Below are 16847 nucleotides of genomic sequence, written 5' to 3'. Positions count from 1 at the left end.
AAAGAAATGCACACAACTTCCCACTTGATTTGGCTGCTGGTGAAACTGCTCCTGTTGCAATCAGCGCTCCCGCAATCAACGGTTAAAAACTAAATATTGTAGAGACATGATATTACGTCTTTAAATAAAAACGCCTTCCGAGAAATTGGGAGGCGTTTTTTGCTGTCTAATTTTCATCGGCTCGTAGTAAGCGATTTATCGCTTTATTATTTAGAGTAAAATCCAAGTTGTAAAATAGGAAAGGGAACAACTTCACATTTTAGGTATATAAAAAAATCAAAAAATTTATCATCGCTACGCTTAATAACAACCATTTCAACTATTTCCCATTCCCAACCCCGAGCTTTTAATTTATCTAATTGATTTTTAAGTTCTACATCATTAATTTCCCCTGCATATAATGAATATTACTGATATCAATTTCCACAACAACATCAAGCAATCAAATTCTCAAAAACATCCAATTCCCGCGCTTGCTCAAGATAACTGACTCCATATATCTTTGGTAAACGTTCAGTATCTACCAAAACTTGCCGCACTTCTAAATTACTAATTCCTGCCAGAAGACGATTTTCTGATAATGCAATACCAATACCAATTCCCACTCCCTGCCCAACACCACAGTTAAATTCTACGATTCTACCAGCAGAGCAAGCGTAACCTTGAAATCCAGAAGCGGGGCTGATAACAGCGAGATTTGGAACATCTTTTATTAAAGCGTGTTGAATGCCAAAATTAAATAATGGTGGCAAATGCAAACTTACTTCCTTTAATCCTTTTTCTAAAACTCTATTACCCAAACCTTTGATACCTCCACGAATATCAAAATGGTAGCCAAAAGTACCCAAAGCTTCATTTTCAGGAATTCCTCCAGCCAGCATTTCTGCTCCCCTGAAGGGTTCTACCGCTCCGATAACATTTCCTGCATGACGGATGTATAATTCGGAAGCTGGTATTACTTCGGTAGCACCAATATTTTTAAACCACTTACTAACAAATTCCATTTCCTCACGCATTGCGGATGTCGGTAAAGCTTTATTTCTGGCTAGATTTTCTGCTTGTGCTGCATTCACATCGAATAGTAAAGCATTCCAAGACAATGTATTGTTATTTAAAATCGCGATATTGCCATTATCTAAAATACTTCCGCTGGTTTGTAGAGATAAGGTAGTACCTCGGAAACTATGGTAAGCAATTGATAAAGCTTTAGAGCGAACATCGATGTAGTCTTTACCCGCGTACATCGTTTTCAAATTTCCATTACTATCGATTAAATTTTGTCTCAGATAATCTGCAAATTCTGAGTTATTACCAGCAGCAATATTTATCAAGTTTTGAAATTCAGTATTTGCTAAATTGGTAAAACCTTCTAAATATTCATATTCAATTCTTTTAAGATTATCTACAGTTAATCCTTTAGTTTGAAAAGTCGAAGTTACCGATAATTCTGAATCTGGTAAACCAAATGTTTCAAAGCCTTTTAATTTTTTTACTCCAGCAAATTGAGCTAATTCGGCATTGACAGTACAATCAATAAACTGCTTCGCGGTATAGGTTTCACCTCTAGTTAATTTAATACCAGCTATTTGATTTTCGTCTTTGATTACCAACTTAATTTCTGCATTGCTGAGAATATTAGCTCTTACTTCTTGCAACATTTGACGTAGAGTGATATCAGCATCTTGCGGGTCTAAAGCTATTTGATAAACTCCAGAACGTTGCAGAAACTCTTGATAAATAGCGGGTGAATCTCCAAAGGTATCTAAATCATACTGCCGACGAATTGAAATAGGAATCTGCGAACGATCTAGATACGACAAGCCTCCGCGAACTAAATGTCCGCCAACTCCTAATTGAGAATTTCCTTTAAATAATAATAAACTGCGAGGATATTTACCCGTGCGGCGATGATATTCTCTTGAAGCACATACCAAACTTAAAACACCAGGAACTTCATCACCAAAACAAATAATGTCATATTCGCGAGTATTCTCTGGATTAGGTGTAATGGAAACTTGTGGTGAAACTAAATATTCCGAATCAATTTTTTCAGCTTCTTCTAAATAAACTAAAGCTTGATAAACAAAGACAGAAATATCTGCACGAGTTGCTGCTAAAGTGGGGTTGAGTAATTTAATATCTGGATAACTTGCAACCAAACCCGCCTTTGTAGAGATAGCCATAGCTATTTTGGCGTAGTCTGGAATTTGATTATAATCCTGATAAATTTGTGGGAAAGCGCTTAATAAATTGCTATCAACACTACTAGTAAATCCCAAACCGCTAATAATTGAAACTAACGCATTTGCCCGCGTGATGCGATTAGAAGGGCGAAACAGACGGTTAGGAAATCCTGTAATAAAAACTGTTTCGTAAGACTTTTTTATTGCAGAAAATGCCCAATGCGAGCTAGGAACATCAACAAAAGCTATGTATTCCCGCTTCTTGGAGATTTGATCAAAAGTTGAAGTAATAATAGCAGCAAACTCAGCCCTCGTTACCGAGTGATTCGGACGAAAACTACCATCAGGATAACCATTTAGAATCCTTCGTGTTGCCAGAGCTTCAATAAATTCTTTTGCCCAATGGTTTTTTATATCTGGGAAATTTGTTGAGGTATTTACCATAATGATTTATACAAATTAGTATATAACTTGACCTGGTAGTTAACTTAAATCATGCTACCGCAATCCGTTCATTTTGGAATCATCATAGTTTTTACCTTCCTCAACCAAATCTATCCTTGACGTTGAATAGAATAGTAGAGAGCGTCTAAATTAAAGATGTGCAATTGTTTTTCGTACTCTAAGCCCGCTTTCTCTATCACTTTTTTTGAAGCTTCGTTTTCAGGTAAAGCCATCGCAATAATTCTATCTAAATTGGCTTGATTAAAACCGTATGAAACTGTTGCTTTCGCTGCTTTTGTAGCAATTCCTTTGCCCCAATATGCTTTAGCCAAACCGTAAAGAAGTTCTACTTCATTCAATTCTTCTAAGTAACTAAGTCCTTGCGGAGCCAACCATTTTACACGTTTCATCTTCTACAATTTTCCAAATTCCATATCCTCTTTGTTGCCAATGTTCAACGATTCAACGTTTTCTCTAGGAATAGGAACGCCACGACTCGGAAGAAATCGAGTGACTTCTGGATCTGCCCAAATAGCTGCAAGGGGATCCAAATCAAAAAACTCAAGTGGCTCCATTGTCAATCCATCAATCTGTAGAATTTCTATGTTGCGATCGCCAGAATAGCTAACCATTTCTTATTTTTATATTGCTCCGAAGAACAAATTTCAATTAATTTTTACGATTTTTGCGATTATATGGATTTTTTAATCTGAGCGATAAGCTAAGAGCTTGACGCTTTGCGTACCGCCTTCCCTTTCACTTGAAATTAATCAAAAAACTAATCCAGAATTCTGTAAAAATGTCATTATATATAGGTAAGCAAATATTGGAGACAAGAAAACGGTTTACGCACGTCCTCTAGCACGATTAATCGAGCAATTGCAACGCTTACCGGGAGTTGGCCCGAAAACTGCCCAAAGATTAGCGCTGCACATTTTAAAACGACCTGAAGCAGAAGTAGAAGCTTTAGCACAAGCTTTAATTGATGCCAAAAAACGGATAGGCTTGTGTCGGCAATGCTTTCATTTATCTTCCGAACCCGTTTGTGAAATCTGCCGCAATGCCAAGCGCGACAAGGAAACTATATGTGTAGTCGCAGATTCTCGCGATGTCATTGCTTTGGAAAAAACAAGGGAATATAAAGGCAAGTACCATGTTTTGGGAGGGGTGATTTCTCCCATAGAGGGTATTGGGCCAGAACAGTTAAATATTCAACCTTTAATACGACGGGTAAGTCAGCAAAATCCTAAAGAAGTTATTTTAGCTATTAGCCCCAGTGTAGAAGGTGAAACTACTACATTATATGTCGGTCAATTAATCAAGCCATTCACCAAGGTAACGCGCATCGCCTTTGGTTTACCTGTAGGTGGCGATTTAGAATATGCTGATGAAGTCACCTTGGCAAGAGCTTTGGAAGGTCGGCGAGAGTTGGATTAGAGGGGGAGAGGGGGAGATGGGGGGACAAGGGGACAAGGGGACAAGGAGAAGAATAAATAATCATTACCAATTACCAATTACCCATGCCCCATGCCCCATGCCCCATGCCCAATTCTCAAGTTGTAACTTTTGCTTTAATTTGATTTGTGCCAAGTGAGGACATGATTTGCAAATCTTTAATTAGCTGTAAAGGATTTTTTTGATCCACAGAAAATTGCTGGCTTTGTACGAGCAAATATTCTAAAAAAGTACTAGCGGTAATTGAAAGTTGTTTTTTCTTGGGATACACTACGTGCCATTGACGATATAAGGGAAAACCTTCAACATCTAATATCGCTAGTTTATTCATTAAGTCTGTTGAATTTAAGGTATGAAGAGATAAAGCTGAAATCCCCAAACCGTCACTTACAGCTTGTTGGATAGCTTCATTGCTGCCAAGTTCCAGATTTATCGGTACCGATATTTTATTCTGAGCAAAAAATTGCTGTATTACTTTACGAGTTCCAGAACCTTGCTCTCGCATAATAAAAGGTTCGTTAGCTAAGTATTTTAATGGAATATTACGTTTATGGGCAAGAGGATGGTCGTATGGGGCAACTAAAACTAAGGGGTTGTCCAAAAATGCCTTTGTTTCCATATCTTCTCTTTCTGGCGGACAACTGAGAATATAAAGGTCGTCAAGATTCTCATTCAACCGCGAAAGCAGGGCATTATGATTGGTTATTTCTAAAGAAACGCTAACGCCGGGATAAAGTTGACAAAACGGTTTGAATAACTTGGGAATAAAGTATTTAGTTGTAGTAACTGCTGCTAGTCTGAGTCTCCCCTGCTTCATTCCTTTTAAATCGACAATAGTAGTCTCAAGCCTGTCGAGACATTTAAAAATTTCCTTGCAGGTACTTAAAACTTCTCTTCCTGCTTCGGTTAGATAAATACGCTTTCCGACGTATTCAAATAGAGGTACACCTACCGCTTGCGTAAGATGCTTTACCTGCATCGATACGGTGGGCTGAGTTACAAATAATTCTTCTGCTGCACGAGTAAAACTAGAGTGTCTAGCAGCAGCTTCAAATACCTGTAATTGATCTAAAGTAATGGACTTCAAAAGAGTGTCTTTCTGTCTAAGATCCCCTACATAACTTTTCATAAATTATTATTAGCTTAGTTACATTGATACTTAACAATTCAACCGCGAAGTCTCCCAACTTTAAGCTGGATAGAGTTTTTATTTCCCATATGTATAAAATTCATTACTAAAACAACACAAATGTTGCTTTAACTCAATATACATTACTTTAACAACATTTACGTTGCTAAAGTTTAATTAACTTAACATTAACTATGGTTCTTACTCTCGTATGCGTTTTTGACTTATTTGACTTAAGATATATAAGCTAGAAATAACTCAGAAATATTTCTTGATGACGGTTGCTTCCATTCGCTGCACTAATAGCGGTAAACCTACCAATCGGCAAAATCCGTTCTTAGCATCGAATTTCTATGTATTTCGCAAAAATTTAATGTAGTTAAAAGCCCTATTTTCTAACAAAGCTAATTCCTTAATTTTTGCTTAATTTGTCTGGCTTTTATGACATAAAATAAAATATAAACAATAATGTATTCCTAAAGATATATTTTAAAATCATGATGGGTAATCATTGTAGACAAAATCATCGGGCACCTGTGAATATGAGGGTGTAATTTCCTCAAAGCTGTATATTGCAAAGAGTTACGGTAATATTGATTGCTAGGGCCGCTCATACAACTCAAAAATAATGTCAAGCAAATCTGGCGTTATATAAGCACGTTGGGCATAGTGGCAAGTTATAATTTTTTTGCGGATAAACATAAAAAAATAATTATGAGTAACCCCCTTGTGCAAGCATTTTTCGTAGGCAGAGCAGCGGCTGAAGTGATTAATCAACGTATGGAAGGCGCTTTTACCGATGCTTTAAGCGAACTCGGTAAATTAGATGCCGAACTAAAAGAGCATATGCGATCGTTTACTACTGAAGTGATGGAACGGGCCGAACGTGCTGCTGAAACTGCTGGTGCTGGAAGTGGAACCCATACTACTCAATCAGGAACTGGGCAAACTAGTTCGGAGCCTCTGGATCTGCAAGCAATGATTGACGAACTACGAGCAGAAATTGCTGTATTGCGTACTGAATTGCAACGTCATCGTAGCGGTTCGGTTTAAAGTTAGAGAAAAATCGCAAATTAATCATAAAAGGAAATAAAGGGGTATTTCCGTTGGTAAGAATGCCGAGTACTAGGAGATTTGAATCTCTTAGCTTATGCTCGGTTGAAAATCAACGGCTTTGCAAAAGCTATGGAAAAGGGTTATTCAGATAACGCATACCGTTGGAACCGCAAAAGTTATTCTAGCAGGCGACGCTTCTTTGACATTTGGTCATTCGTACTAACTTTAATGTTAAGGCTTTGGCTATACAACAAATCCTGGAGCTATCGCGGGGGAGCAACTGACACCAAAAAGGCTGCAAGAAGAAAATGGCAAGCAATTTGGATTCGTAGCACTCTGTTAGATTTAGGACCTACTTTTATTAAAGTAGGTCAGTTATTTTCTACTCGTGCCGATATATTTCCTAGTGAATATGTAGAAGAACTAACTAAACTTCAAGATAAGGTTCCAGCTTTTAGTTACGAGCAAGTAGAAGAAATTATTGAATACGAACTCGGAAAAAAAATCCCAGAGTTGTTCGCTTCTTTTGAACCTATTCCTTTAGCTGCTGCTAGTTTGGGACAAGTTCACAAAGCTGTGCTGCATTCTGGGGAAGCAGTTGTTGTTAAAGTACAGCGTCCGGGATTAAAACAACTTTTTGAAATTGATTTAAAAATCCTTAAAGGTATTACAAAATACTTTCAAAATCATCCGAAATGGGGAAGAGGACGAGATTGGGTTGGCATCTATGAAGAATGTTGCCGCATACTGTGGGAAGAAATTGATTATCTCAACGAAGGTCGTAATGCCGATACTTTCCGTCGTAACTTCCGCGCTCAAGAGTGGGTTAAAGTTCCGCGCGTTTATTGGCGCTATGCCTCACCAAGAGTATTAACGTTAGAATACTTACCTGGGATTAAAATTAGTCAGTACGAAGCCTTGGAAGCAGCAGGTTTGGATCGAAAGGTTCTTGCCCGTCAAGGAGCCGAAGCTTACCTGCATCAATTGCTGAATAATGGCTTCTTTCATGCCGATCCGCATCCTGGTAACATTGCTGTTAGTCCGGATGGTGCGTTAATATTTTATGACTTTGGCATGATGGGCAAAATTCAGTCTAACGTGCGCGAAGGATTAATGGATACACTTTTTGGTGTTGCTTCCAAAGACGGCGAGCGAGTTGTTAATTCGTTAGTCAATTTAGGAGCATTGGCACCAACCGAGGACATGGGGCCAGTGCGGCGTTCGGTTCAGTATATGCTGGATCACTTCATGGACAAGCCATTTGAGAAACAGTCAGTAGCTTCTATCAGCGAAGACCTGTATGAAATAGCTTACGATCAGCCGTTTAGATTTCCGGCTACGTTCACTTTTGTGATGAGAGCTTTTTCTACTCTTGAAGGTGTCGGTAAGGGATTAGATCCAGAATTTAGCTTTATGGAAGTCGCTAGACCATACGCAATGCAGCTTATGAGTGATATGAATGGTTCTGAGGGGAACAGTATAATTAACGAACTGGGTCGTCAAGCAGTTCAAGTAAGTACTAGTGCATTTGGTCTACCACGTAGATTAGAAGAGACACTAGAAAAACTCGAACGGGGAGATGTGCGAGTGCGCGTCCGGTCTATTGAGACAGAGCGTTTGCTACGAAGACAAACAAATATTCTGCTAGGAGGAATTTATGCGCTGATTATCAGTGGATTTACCCTTTCAGCTACGATATTGTTAGTTCAAAATTATGTATGGTTCGCAGCTTTCGCGGGTTTAATTGCAGCAATTGTATCGTGGCTGTTAATTAGATTGCTTTTGCGCCTCGACCGTTATGACCGTATGTATTAGTTTAAATATAAAACTATATGAAACTTAAATTCACGGGTTTTAGCGATCCGGGACTTATTCGTTCTAATAATCAGGATGCTTTCTATATTGACCCGGAAGGTCGATTTTTCATCGTAGCCGACGGCATGGGCGGTCACGCCGGAGGTGAGGAGGCAAGTCGAATTGCTTCATTGGAAATTCAAAAGTACCTGTTATCAAATTGGGACAGTTCTAAGTCTTCGGACGAATTGTTACAGTCTGCTTTATGGCAAGCTAACGAAGCTATTCTGCAAGATCAGCAAGAACATTCGGAACGAGCCGATATGGGAACTACTGTAGTCACAGTTGTATTTCGCCCCGGTGAGTCTCCCCATGTTGCTCACGTTGGAGATTCGCGCTTGTATCGCTGGCGTTCTTCTCTGTTGGAATTAATTACCGAAGACCATACTTGGGTTGCACGCGCTTTAAAAATGGGCGATATCAACATAGAAGAAGCGCGAAATCATCCTTTCCGCCATGTTTTATCTCGTTGTCTTGGACGCGATGATCTTAACGAAGTTAAGGTGCAACCGCTTGATGTTAAATCTGGCGATCGCCTTTTATTATGCAGCGATGGTTTGACAGAAGAACTTGCAGATGAAAAAATTGCTTACTATCTACAAGAAAATACTGCACTTGAAAAAATTGCTCTCTCTTTGATAGAAGGAGCTAAAGATAACGGCGGACACGATAATATTACTGTTGCGATCATTGAACTAGAAGATTAGATTTTATCAATTAATTTTGATTATCCATAAATGAGCAGAAGTACGAGAAAGTTTTTTAGGTAATTTATGATACAAAATAAGATTATTTGACGCTAAGAGTAAAAATACTCATCAATTTGTTCAGTCTGAGCATTTTTTCTAGTTACAACTTGATACAAATACTTTAACCCCCGAAATAATATATTCGGAGGTTAAATTTTCATATTTGCGGTGCATTGACATCTTGAAGCCTACAAGATAATGGGAATATAATTCATCCGCGTTGCTCTCCCGTCTTTCTCTATAGTTATTAACCAATCTACTTTAAACCGAGCCACTCGCTAATAAAGCTGATTCGTTAATTGGTTTTCTAAGATACATTTATCGTTCTTATGCCCAAATAACTCAAGAAGCAACCGAAATATGACCCTTTGAACTTGAGGTTTATATCATTAGGAAGAGATGCAAGACAGATAAAAGCAAAAAATAGACATTACGACTGTGGGCAATATGTCAAACAATTGTTATCTTTCTTTATACAGGGGTAATAATTCATCGGCAAATCCACTGCTTACTCAGATCGTATTGACTTTGTAGTTACCGATGCAGTTTCATTCGCTGTTATTTTATTCTTTACTTATTGGAGTCTGAAAAATGAACCAACCAATCGAACTTTCCTTGGAACAGCAATTTAGCATTCGCTCTTTTGCCAGCCAAGTTCAAGGCATGAGTCACGAACAAGCTCAAGACTTCTTGGTTAAGCTTTACGAGCAAATGGTTGTTAAAGAAGCTACTTACCAAGAACTTCTTAAGCATCAGTGGGGCTTGGATTCGGGTTCCACTTGGGCTGCTTAGAATATAGTGTCAAAGTGGACGACCTCCTTCTCTTGCTGGGTTCCTTGCAGACGGAAAAAAGCTGGGGATGCCGGGGCGTCAACTATTAATTTAACCACAATCCAAACATATTTTTGGCAAAGTTTTAACCTGCTTCTAAACAAGACTAGTTAGGTCGTATACCCTTACTTACAGAATCTTGTGAAATTAAAGCAGATTTTAGGTTAGACCATTTTGAGTCGTGCTGGAGCAAATTCATCAGAATCTATTTCCCAGCAATAACTTGGCAAACTCTTAGATTACAACACTACGAGCGCTCAATCAAAAGTTATATATTATTTTTATAACTGTATTTTAGGTCTTTCTACGCATTCTCTTAAAAAAAATTAATATTCATTGAGTAAACACCACAGTTTTGTATTATTAAATATATATATTTGTGGTATTCGCTTAAGCAGAAAGATCAAAGGGAGAATCTGTATTTATTCCTTGTAATTTTGCTAAAATTTGCGGTTTAATCTTTTCATATTCAGTTTTAAGCAACTTTTTACTGAATTGGGGTTGAGCAGAAGATGGTAGCGTGTGGCTCATATTTACCCATGAGAGCAGGCGCTGACGTTGAGCAGGTGCAATACTCGAAAGTAAAATATGGCTACACTTTGAAGGAGTTTCTCTTCCAAAAAATACCAGACGGTAATAACCCGTTTCTCCTAAGAGAGTAGCAATATCTTTACCAGTATTAGTTTTAAGGTCAAGATAGTGAGGAAGCCATTTTGGACCGAACTTGCGATGGTAAATAACGGTAATCCATAACAGCATAGGGTGGGGTGCAGTAATAAATAGAAATTGATTGTAGCGAGTACAAACCAAACGCTTCTGAATTTCTATTTGCGGTAACATTACCCATAGAGCAGGTGTAAAATTACCATTTACCTGAATATTCTGAGGAAAAACAATATCAGCAATCGGTTTATCTTCAGGCCAAACAGCTTGTCTTAGAATTTCTTCATTACAAGCTGATGTATTATCAAGTTCCCGTCTCTGTTCAATAAAATCAGCTTTGAGTGTAGGAGATTGAGCCGCAGCCTTGCGATCGATCTCGGTATTAGTAACGGTATTTGTCCGAACTTGAGAATTTTCGTAACGTTGTTCTATAGAACCCAATTCTTTAAGAATTTCATTAATGCTTTGAGGACGTTCGTTTGCTTGTTTTGCCAGACATTTGATCACCAAATTTTCTATTTCTAAAGGCAATTGTAATCTTGGGTTAGCTTCAGAAAAAGAACGGGGTGGTTTGTAATGATGTACTTTATACCATCCTCCGAAAGAAGGATTTTCCGGGACTAAAGGCATCTTTCCCGTCAACATCTCGAACATCATTACGCCTAAGCTGTAAATATCCGAGCGATTATCAAGTTCCTTACCTTCCATCTGTTCCGGAGAAGAGTAAGCCAAAGTACCTAGATAATAATTAGTTTGCTGAGTATCCGACAACAGTAACTTGGCAATCCCAAAATCGAGAACTTTAACTAACTCCCCAAAACTAGCATCGTAAATTGTCAGCATATTGCCTGGCTTAATATCACGATGAATAATTGGGCAAACTTTACCATCAACGAGAATGCCATCGTGAGCGCACTGCAAACCCAAACATATTTGACGTGCCAGACTTAAAAACCTAAGTAAAGAAAATTTTTCATCGCGGATAATTTCACTAAGGCTTTTCCCTTGTAGATACTCCATTACATAAAACGGAGTAGACTTTTCGTCCACACCGTAGTCCATCACTCGGACAATATGGATGCTTTTTTGACCTAACAAAGCACAAGTTTTGGCTTCTCGCTCAAAACGTTCTCGTAATCGCATTTTTTTGTTTTGGACTGAGAGGGCGAGAAACTTAACCGCTACAGGCACCCCTCCCAACAGGACATCCTTAGCACGATAAACTCGACCCATAGCTCCACTACCAATTATCTCCTGAAGCCGGTAGCGCTTGCCAACTAAGCGACCAACGTTAGGGTCTGACATAGAAACTCCAATCTGCAACAATATTAAATAAAACCAGCCCTAAAGACAGGTATCGAATATAAAGGATTTAAAAAATTAGAAATTGACTGTTAACAAAAAAAATGGTGAATAAACTTGGTTTTTGTACAATTTTTAACTTCATCTCAATTTTATAATGCCCAAATTTTGGTCAAAAACTTAACTTACCGTGAAAAAAATATGTTTAAGAGTTAGAAGTTAAATAATTTTGGATTTTAGATTTTAACAACGGATGTTTTTATGCAGGGATTTTGGATTACAAGTTAGGAATGAGGAGTTGGCAAGTAGGAGGCGCGGAAGTTGCAAGTCACAAATTTAACATTGGTAACTGGTAACTGATAACTGATAACTGATAACTGGTAACTGGTAACTGATAACTGTTAACTGACTTGTCGTTCTACATTCGCTTCCATTGTGCTGGTGAGAAAATGACCTGCCATGATTCCACTAGTTAGATGATAGGTATTATCTGACACGCGATGTAAAGTTTCAAATCCACTGCGACGCTGGCGATCGCCCAATACCCAGTAACGCTGGACGATTGTCTCCGGGCCAATCCAGCCTTCTCCCTCTACTTGCCCTAATATATTATGTTGTAGTAAGAAAGTATACTGACGCTCTCCGTCATCCAAGCGTCCTTTATACTGCAAAGCAATTTCAGGATGTTCGGATGAAGGAAAAATAAGTTTTGTCACCATAGTGAACCAGTTATCTTGATTCCACGCAACCAGGGTCATCCCTTTGACACCGATTGGCATACCATCACGTTCCAACCAATTTCCTTGTAACGTCCAGCGTCCTGGTTCGAGTAAAAAACTATGAGCCACCTGTGGATAATTCCCTATATTGTTGCAGTATCGCGAAGCTTGTTTAGTATAGCCCACAGACAGTGAGCAGTTAGCAGTGAGCAGTTACTAAGGTCTGCATGTTAAAATTCTCCTTGTCTCCTTGTCCCCTTGTCTCCCCATCACACCATCACCCCATCCCAAACGTTTCCTAAAAGCACTTCCCTCATCGCTCCGGTTGCTGCGGGTAGATTTCCGGGGCAATCTAGGTGTCTCCAATAGGCTAGAACTGCAAAGGCGATCGCTTCAAAGAAATCGGCGCTTAAACCAACTTCGTCTGTAGTGGAAACTGGTATGGTTCCTAATAGGTGTTGTAAACGATGTTTTAAATAAAGGTTGCGACTGCCACCACCACATAAAAATACTCGCTGTGGCATTTGTGGTAAAAAGTTACGGTAACTGTTGACAATTGAGGCTGCTGTTAATTCTGTAAGAGTTGCTAGAAAATCTGCTGAATTAAGTTTAAAGCTTTCTGCATCTTTTATACATTGATGTAAGTAATCAACTCCAAATAACTCTCTACCAGTAGATTTCGGTGGCGGCAAATGAAAATATTCTTGCGAGAGCCATTGCTCTACTAAATCAAAACAAGGATTACCTGTTGAGGCCCAGTTTCCATCTTCATCGTAGGTTTTTGCTTTATCGGTTAAATGTTCGACGGCTAAATCTAATAAACTATTTCCGGGGCCAGTATCCCAACCGCGAATCTTTGAAAGCCAATCGCCCCCACGGACGGGAATATAAGTAATATTGCCAATTCCACCAATATTTTGAATACAGCGAGCTTCCGAATCATCACTGAGTAAGGCTGCATTTATACGAGGTACTAAAGGCGCACCTTGACCTCCTGCTGCAATATCAGCAGCACGGAAATTATTTATGGTGGTAATACCTGTTAAATGATTAATTAAGGTTCCGCGACCGATTTGTAAGCTGTAACCAAGTTTACCTTCGCCCTTTTCCGTCAGCGGTCGGTGATAAACTGTTTGACCGTGAGAACCTATTAAAGTGGCTTGTTGATGACCTATTTGAATATTGATTGCAGCAGAGGCAAAAGAATAGGCGATCGCATCATCTAAGTTTGCTAACTCTACCATTGAAATAGCTTTACCCTGGCAAACTTCTAAAATACGTTCTCTTATTTCTGGGGGATAGGGGTATGTTTCACCTGCGATCAATTCTATTTTGATATCTAAATCCGTACCGAAAATATCAACTAAAGCAGCATCGATACCATCTACCGATGTACCACTCATTAAACCAATTACGCGAGTCATGGGATTTTAGATTTTGGATTTATCTTTGACAGGAAGTAGAAAGTAATCAAAGTTCTCGAACCTAGCACAATTAATGTGGCGAAGTACTACTGCACCACGCACCAGATCAATTTCTTCTACGGCTAATTTCTCGAAGATCGAGAGCGTAATTTAATTTCAAGATATTAACTCCAGGTTCGCCAAATATATTTAAAAATCTACCTTCGGTATATTTGACAATATCGGGGAAAATTTCATCAGGTCGTAAATTGCGAGCGCTAGCAACTCTATTTAACTGCTGTAATGCCGATTTATATGTAATATGGGGGTCTAATCCCGAAGCAGAAGTATAAATTAAATCAGCACGGAGATCTACGCCTTCATCTTGAAGTATATTAACTGTCTCTGAAATTCGCTCAAGTAATTTTGGGTTGCTAGGAGCAAGATTGCTAGAACCAGATATCCCAGTAGGTTGAGCTTTTTTTCCCTGAGAGTATAATACGCTACTTGGTCGGCTATGAAAATACTCTTCGGATGTAAATGTTTGACCAATTAAAGCCGAACCGATTGGTTCATTATATAAATCAACCATTACACTACCTTTAGCTTCATATTGAAACAAAGGAATTTGAGCTACTAAAAGTATAAATAATGGATAGATAATGCCAGTAAGCAACCACAATATCAAGCTAACTCTAATTGCAGAAGCAATTGCTCGAAGTTTAAACATGATAGAACTTTCGATTTTGGATTAAATAAAGTTGGGCATTGGGCATTGGGCATTGGGAATTGGGAATTGGTAATTGGTAATTGAGTAATAACTCTCCCCATCTCCCCATCTCCCCATCTCCCCATCTCCCCCTCTCCCCCTCTCCCCTGATAACTGTCACGCTAAAACGGTTAGAGAAATTATCAGGTCTATTAATTTAATTGCGATAAATGGGATAATCAAACCAGCTATTCCATAAATCAAAATATTGCGTTGTAGAAGTTGATTGGGTGTCATGGGTGTGAATGGTACACCTCTGAGGGCTAAGGGTATTAATGCTGGAATAATTAATGCATTGTAAATCAAGACTGACAGCACGGCGGAATTGGTGCTTGTCAAGTTCATTATGTCTAATTTATTTGACGTGGAAGCAAATATGACTGGAACAATTGCAAAGTATTTGGCTATGTTGTTTGCAACTGAAAATGTGATTAAAGCACCACGAGTCATTAGCACTTGTTTACCAATACCGATGATGTCGATTAATTTTGTGGGATCTGAGTCCAAATCGATAATATTGGCTGCTTCTTTTGCTGCTTGAGTTCCGTTGTTCATGGCTACGGCAACATTGGCTTGGGCTAATGCTGCTGCATCGTTTGTACCATCCCCTGTCATTGCGACTAATTTACCTTCTGCTTGTTCTCGTTGAACTACAGCGATTTTGTCTTCGGGGGTGGCTTCGGCAATAAATTCTTTGACACCGGCTTCTCTGGCAATTACAGAAGTCGTTATATGATTGTCGCCGGTAATCATAATGGTTCGCACGCCAAGCCTTTGTAATTGTCCGAAGCGTTCCCGTATGCCCGGTTTGATATTATCTTTTAAATAAATGATGCCGTAAATTTCGTCATTCATGCATACGGCTAATGGTGTTCCTCCTTGTTGGGATACCATTTCGTAAGCTGAATTTAGTTCGGAGGAAAATTCTCCACCTTGCGATCGCACGAAGTCTTTTACAGCATCTACGGCTCCTTTTCGCACCATCGAACCATTGGGTAAATTAGTTCCACCTATCCTGCTTCTGGCGCTGAATTTTACCGCTTCGGCTGCTTCATAGTCAAAATCAATTCTCGATCCCAATCTTTGTGCCAGACGAACTATTGATTTTCCTTCTGATGTGTCATCAAATATACTTGCTGCTAGACCCACATAAGCAATTTCTTGCATTGTATGACCGTCGATCGGAATAAAACCATCTGCTAAACGGTTGCCTCGGGTTACGGTTCCTGTTTTATCTAGAATTAAGGTGCTAACATCTCCACAGGCTTCTATAGCTCTAGCTGAAGTAGCGATTAAGTTTAATTGAGCAACGCGATCCATGCCTCCAATAGTAGTAGCACTTAGTAAACTGGCAACTGTTGTAGGAATTAATGCCACGAAAATAGCAATTAGAATAGGTACGCTAATCGGAGATTTAACATAATATGCTATTGCTGGAAAAGTTGCGATCGCGGATAAAAACATCAAGCTAATCAGCGCTAGTAAAACGGTGAGAGTTGCTTCGTTAGGTGTTTTCTTACGTTCTCTCCTTTCGATGACGTAAATCATTCGGTTGATAAACCCTTTATCTGGATCGACGGTAATTCTAACGATCAATTCATCAGAAATAATACGACTGCCGCCGGTAACATAACTAGCCACATCAGAACCCGCTTCTTTGAGTACGGGTGCCGATTCTCCAGTAATTGCTCCTTCATCTACGCTCGCAGCACCCATAATTACTTCTCCGTCGGTGGGGATAACATCACCAGCCACTACATATACGGTATCGCCGCGCTGCAAACTGGTAGCGGGAACTTCAGAAATGCTGCCGTCAGCAAGAAGTTTTTTGGCATTTATATCGGACTTAATAGAGCGCAATACATCAGCTTGTGCTTTTCCGCGACTTTGAGCATATGCTTCGGCAAAGTTAGCCAGCCACACCGTTAAAAATAAAATTACAGTAACTGCACCGTTAAAAAGTCGTGCATCTTCTATTGATTTTGAGCCAAATAAAGCCGGGAAAATTGTTGCGGCTAAGGTAATAAATGTACTTACCCAAACCACCAGCAACACAGGATTTTTGATGATGTGCTTGGGATTAAACTTCGCAAAAGCGTCTCTTATCGCTCTACGATAAAGTCCTTTTTTACTTGCCTTCACTTTTTTACGCGGGGAACGAGGTTCTTTAATTGAAGAAGTGGCAAGTTTAGACTTGGAAGTCGTCGCTACTGGGTTCATAGGCATTGGGGAGGACAGGGGGATGGGGGGATGGGGAGATGGGGGGAGATGGGGGGATAAGGAGACAAGG

Annotated in this window: 14 protein-coding genes and 1 pseudogene; 6 read left to right on the top strand and 9 right to left on the bottom strand. The window is 39.3% G+C overall.

Going from position 1 to position 16847, the window contains the following annotated elements; all coding sequences use genetic code 11:
• Window positions 1–86, top strand: a pseudogene (locus tag ACM03V_RS25695) (photosystem II protein D1); the annotation flags it as partial.
• A 348-nt stretch (window positions 87–434) separates the two neighbouring features.
• Here ACM03V_RS25695 and ACM03V_RS25690 read toward each other — a convergent pair.
• The 3 genes from ACM03V_RS25690 to ACM03V_RS25680 all read right to left on the bottom strand — a co-directional run bounded on the left by ACM03V_RS25690 (window position 435) and on the right by ACM03V_RS25680 (window position 3259).
• Window positions 435–2627, bottom strand: coding sequence for an S-layer homology domain-containing protein (locus ACM03V_RS25690; protein WP_414623639.1), 2193 nt, complete (start codon window positions 2625–2627; stop codon window positions 435–437).
• Window positions 2628–2737: 110 nt separating this feature from the next.
• Window positions 2738–3037: a GNAT family N-acetyltransferase gene (locus ACM03V_RS25685; RefSeq protein WP_414623638.1), complete on the bottom strand. Its 300-nt coding sequence runs from the start codon at window positions 3035–3037 to the stop codon at window positions 2738–2740.
• A 3-nt stretch (window positions 3038–3040) separates the two neighbouring features.
• Window positions 3041–3259: a hypothetical protein gene (locus ACM03V_RS25680; RefSeq protein WP_414623637.1), complete on the bottom strand. Its 219-nt coding sequence runs from the start codon at window positions 3257–3259 to the stop codon at window positions 3041–3043.
• A gap of 247 nt (window positions 3260–3506) precedes the next feature.
• Between ACM03V_RS25680 and recR the strand changes: the two genes are divergently transcribed.
• Window positions 3507–4064 carry a recombination mediator RecR gene (recR, locus tag ACM03V_RS25675; RefSeq protein ID WP_414623636.1) on the top strand — a complete coding sequence of 186 codons (558 nt, stop codon included), beginning with the start codon at window positions 3507–3509 and terminating at the stop codon, window positions 4062–4064.
• A 115-nt stretch (window positions 4065–4179) separates the two neighbouring features.
• Here recR and ACM03V_RS25670 read toward each other — a convergent pair whose 3' ends face one another.
• Window positions 4180–5211, bottom strand: a complete 1032-nt coding sequence (locus ACM03V_RS25670; protein ID WP_414623635.1) for a LysR substrate-binding domain-containing protein — start codon at window positions 5209–5211, stop codon at window positions 4180–4182.
• Between the two features lie 714 nt (window positions 5212–5925).
• Between ACM03V_RS25670 and ACM03V_RS25665 the strand changes: the two genes are divergently transcribed.
• The 4 genes from ACM03V_RS25665 to ACM03V_RS25650 all read left to right on the top strand — a co-directional run bounded on the left by ACM03V_RS25665 (window position 5926) and on the right by ACM03V_RS25650 (window position 9662).
• Window positions 5926–6264 carry a DUF6825 family protein gene (locus tag ACM03V_RS25665; protein ID WP_414623634.1) on the top strand — a complete coding sequence of 113 codons (339 nt, stop codon included), beginning with the start codon at window positions 5926–5928 and terminating at the stop codon, window positions 6262–6264.
• Window positions 6265–6396: 132 nt separating this feature from the next.
• On the top strand, window positions 6397–8082 hold the full coding sequence (locus ACM03V_RS25660; protein WP_414623641.1) for an ABC1 kinase family protein: 1686 nt from the start codon (window positions 6397–6399) through the stop codon (window positions 8080–8082).
• Window positions 8083–8099: 17 nt separating this feature from the next.
• A complete protein-coding gene (locus tag ACM03V_RS25655; protein WP_414623633.1) occupies window positions 8100–8828 on the top strand; it encodes a PP2C family protein-serine/threonine phosphatase in 729 nt (242 codons plus the stop codon).
• A gap of 633 nt (window positions 8829–9461) precedes the next feature.
• Window positions 9462–9662 carry an NblA/ycf18 family protein gene (locus tag ACM03V_RS25650; RefSeq protein WP_414623632.1) on the top strand — a complete coding sequence of 67 codons (201 nt, stop codon included), beginning with the start codon at window positions 9462–9464 and terminating at the stop codon, window positions 9660–9662.
• 429 nt (window positions 9663–10091) lie between these two features.
• On the opposite strand, the gene ACM03V_RS25645 is transcribed toward ACM03V_RS25650, so the two are convergent.
• The 5 genes from ACM03V_RS25645 to kdpB all read right to left on the bottom strand — a co-directional run bounded on the left by ACM03V_RS25645 (window position 10092) and on the right by kdpB (window position 16777).
• On the bottom strand, window positions 10092–11669 hold the full coding sequence (locus ACM03V_RS25645) for a serine/threonine protein kinase (protein ID WP_414623631.1): 1578 nt from the start codon (window positions 11667–11669) through the stop codon (window positions 10092–10094).
• 398 nt (window positions 11670–12067) lie between these two features.
• Complete coding sequence (locus tag ACM03V_RS25640) at window positions 12068–12514, bottom strand: hypothetical protein (RefSeq protein WP_414623630.1); 447 nt, start codon at window positions 12512–12514, stop codon at window positions 12068–12070.
• A gap of 140 nt (window positions 12515–12654) precedes the next feature.
• The gene (locus ACM03V_RS25635; protein WP_414623629.1) at window positions 12655–13809 is read right to left on the bottom strand and encodes an anhydro-N-acetylmuramic acid kinase; all 1155 of its coding nucleotides are present in this window, start codon (window positions 13807–13809) and stop codon (window positions 12655–12657) included.
• Window positions 13810–13915: 106 nt separating this feature from the next.
• Window positions 13916–14518: a K(+)-transporting ATPase subunit C gene (kdpC, locus tag ACM03V_RS25630; protein ID WP_414623628.1), complete on the bottom strand. Its 603-nt coding sequence runs from the start codon at window positions 14516–14518 to the stop codon at window positions 13916–13918.
• A gap of 156 nt (window positions 14519–14674) precedes the next feature.
• Window positions 14675–16777 carry a potassium-transporting ATPase subunit KdpB gene (gene kdpB / locus ACM03V_RS25625; RefSeq protein WP_414623627.1) on the bottom strand — a complete coding sequence of 701 codons (2103 nt, stop codon included), beginning with the start codon at window positions 16775–16777 and terminating at the stop codon, window positions 14675–14677.
• Window positions 16778–16847: the final 70 nt, after the last annotated feature.

Origin of the sequence: Calothrix sp. CCY 0018 (assembly GCF_963920925.1) — a bacterium.
Lineage (GTDB): Bacteria > Cyanobacteriota > Cyanobacteriia > Cyanobacteriales > Nostocaceae > Rivularia.
Note: the sequence above shows the minus strand (reverse complement) of the source record. Positions and strands in the feature narration are given on the sequence as shown.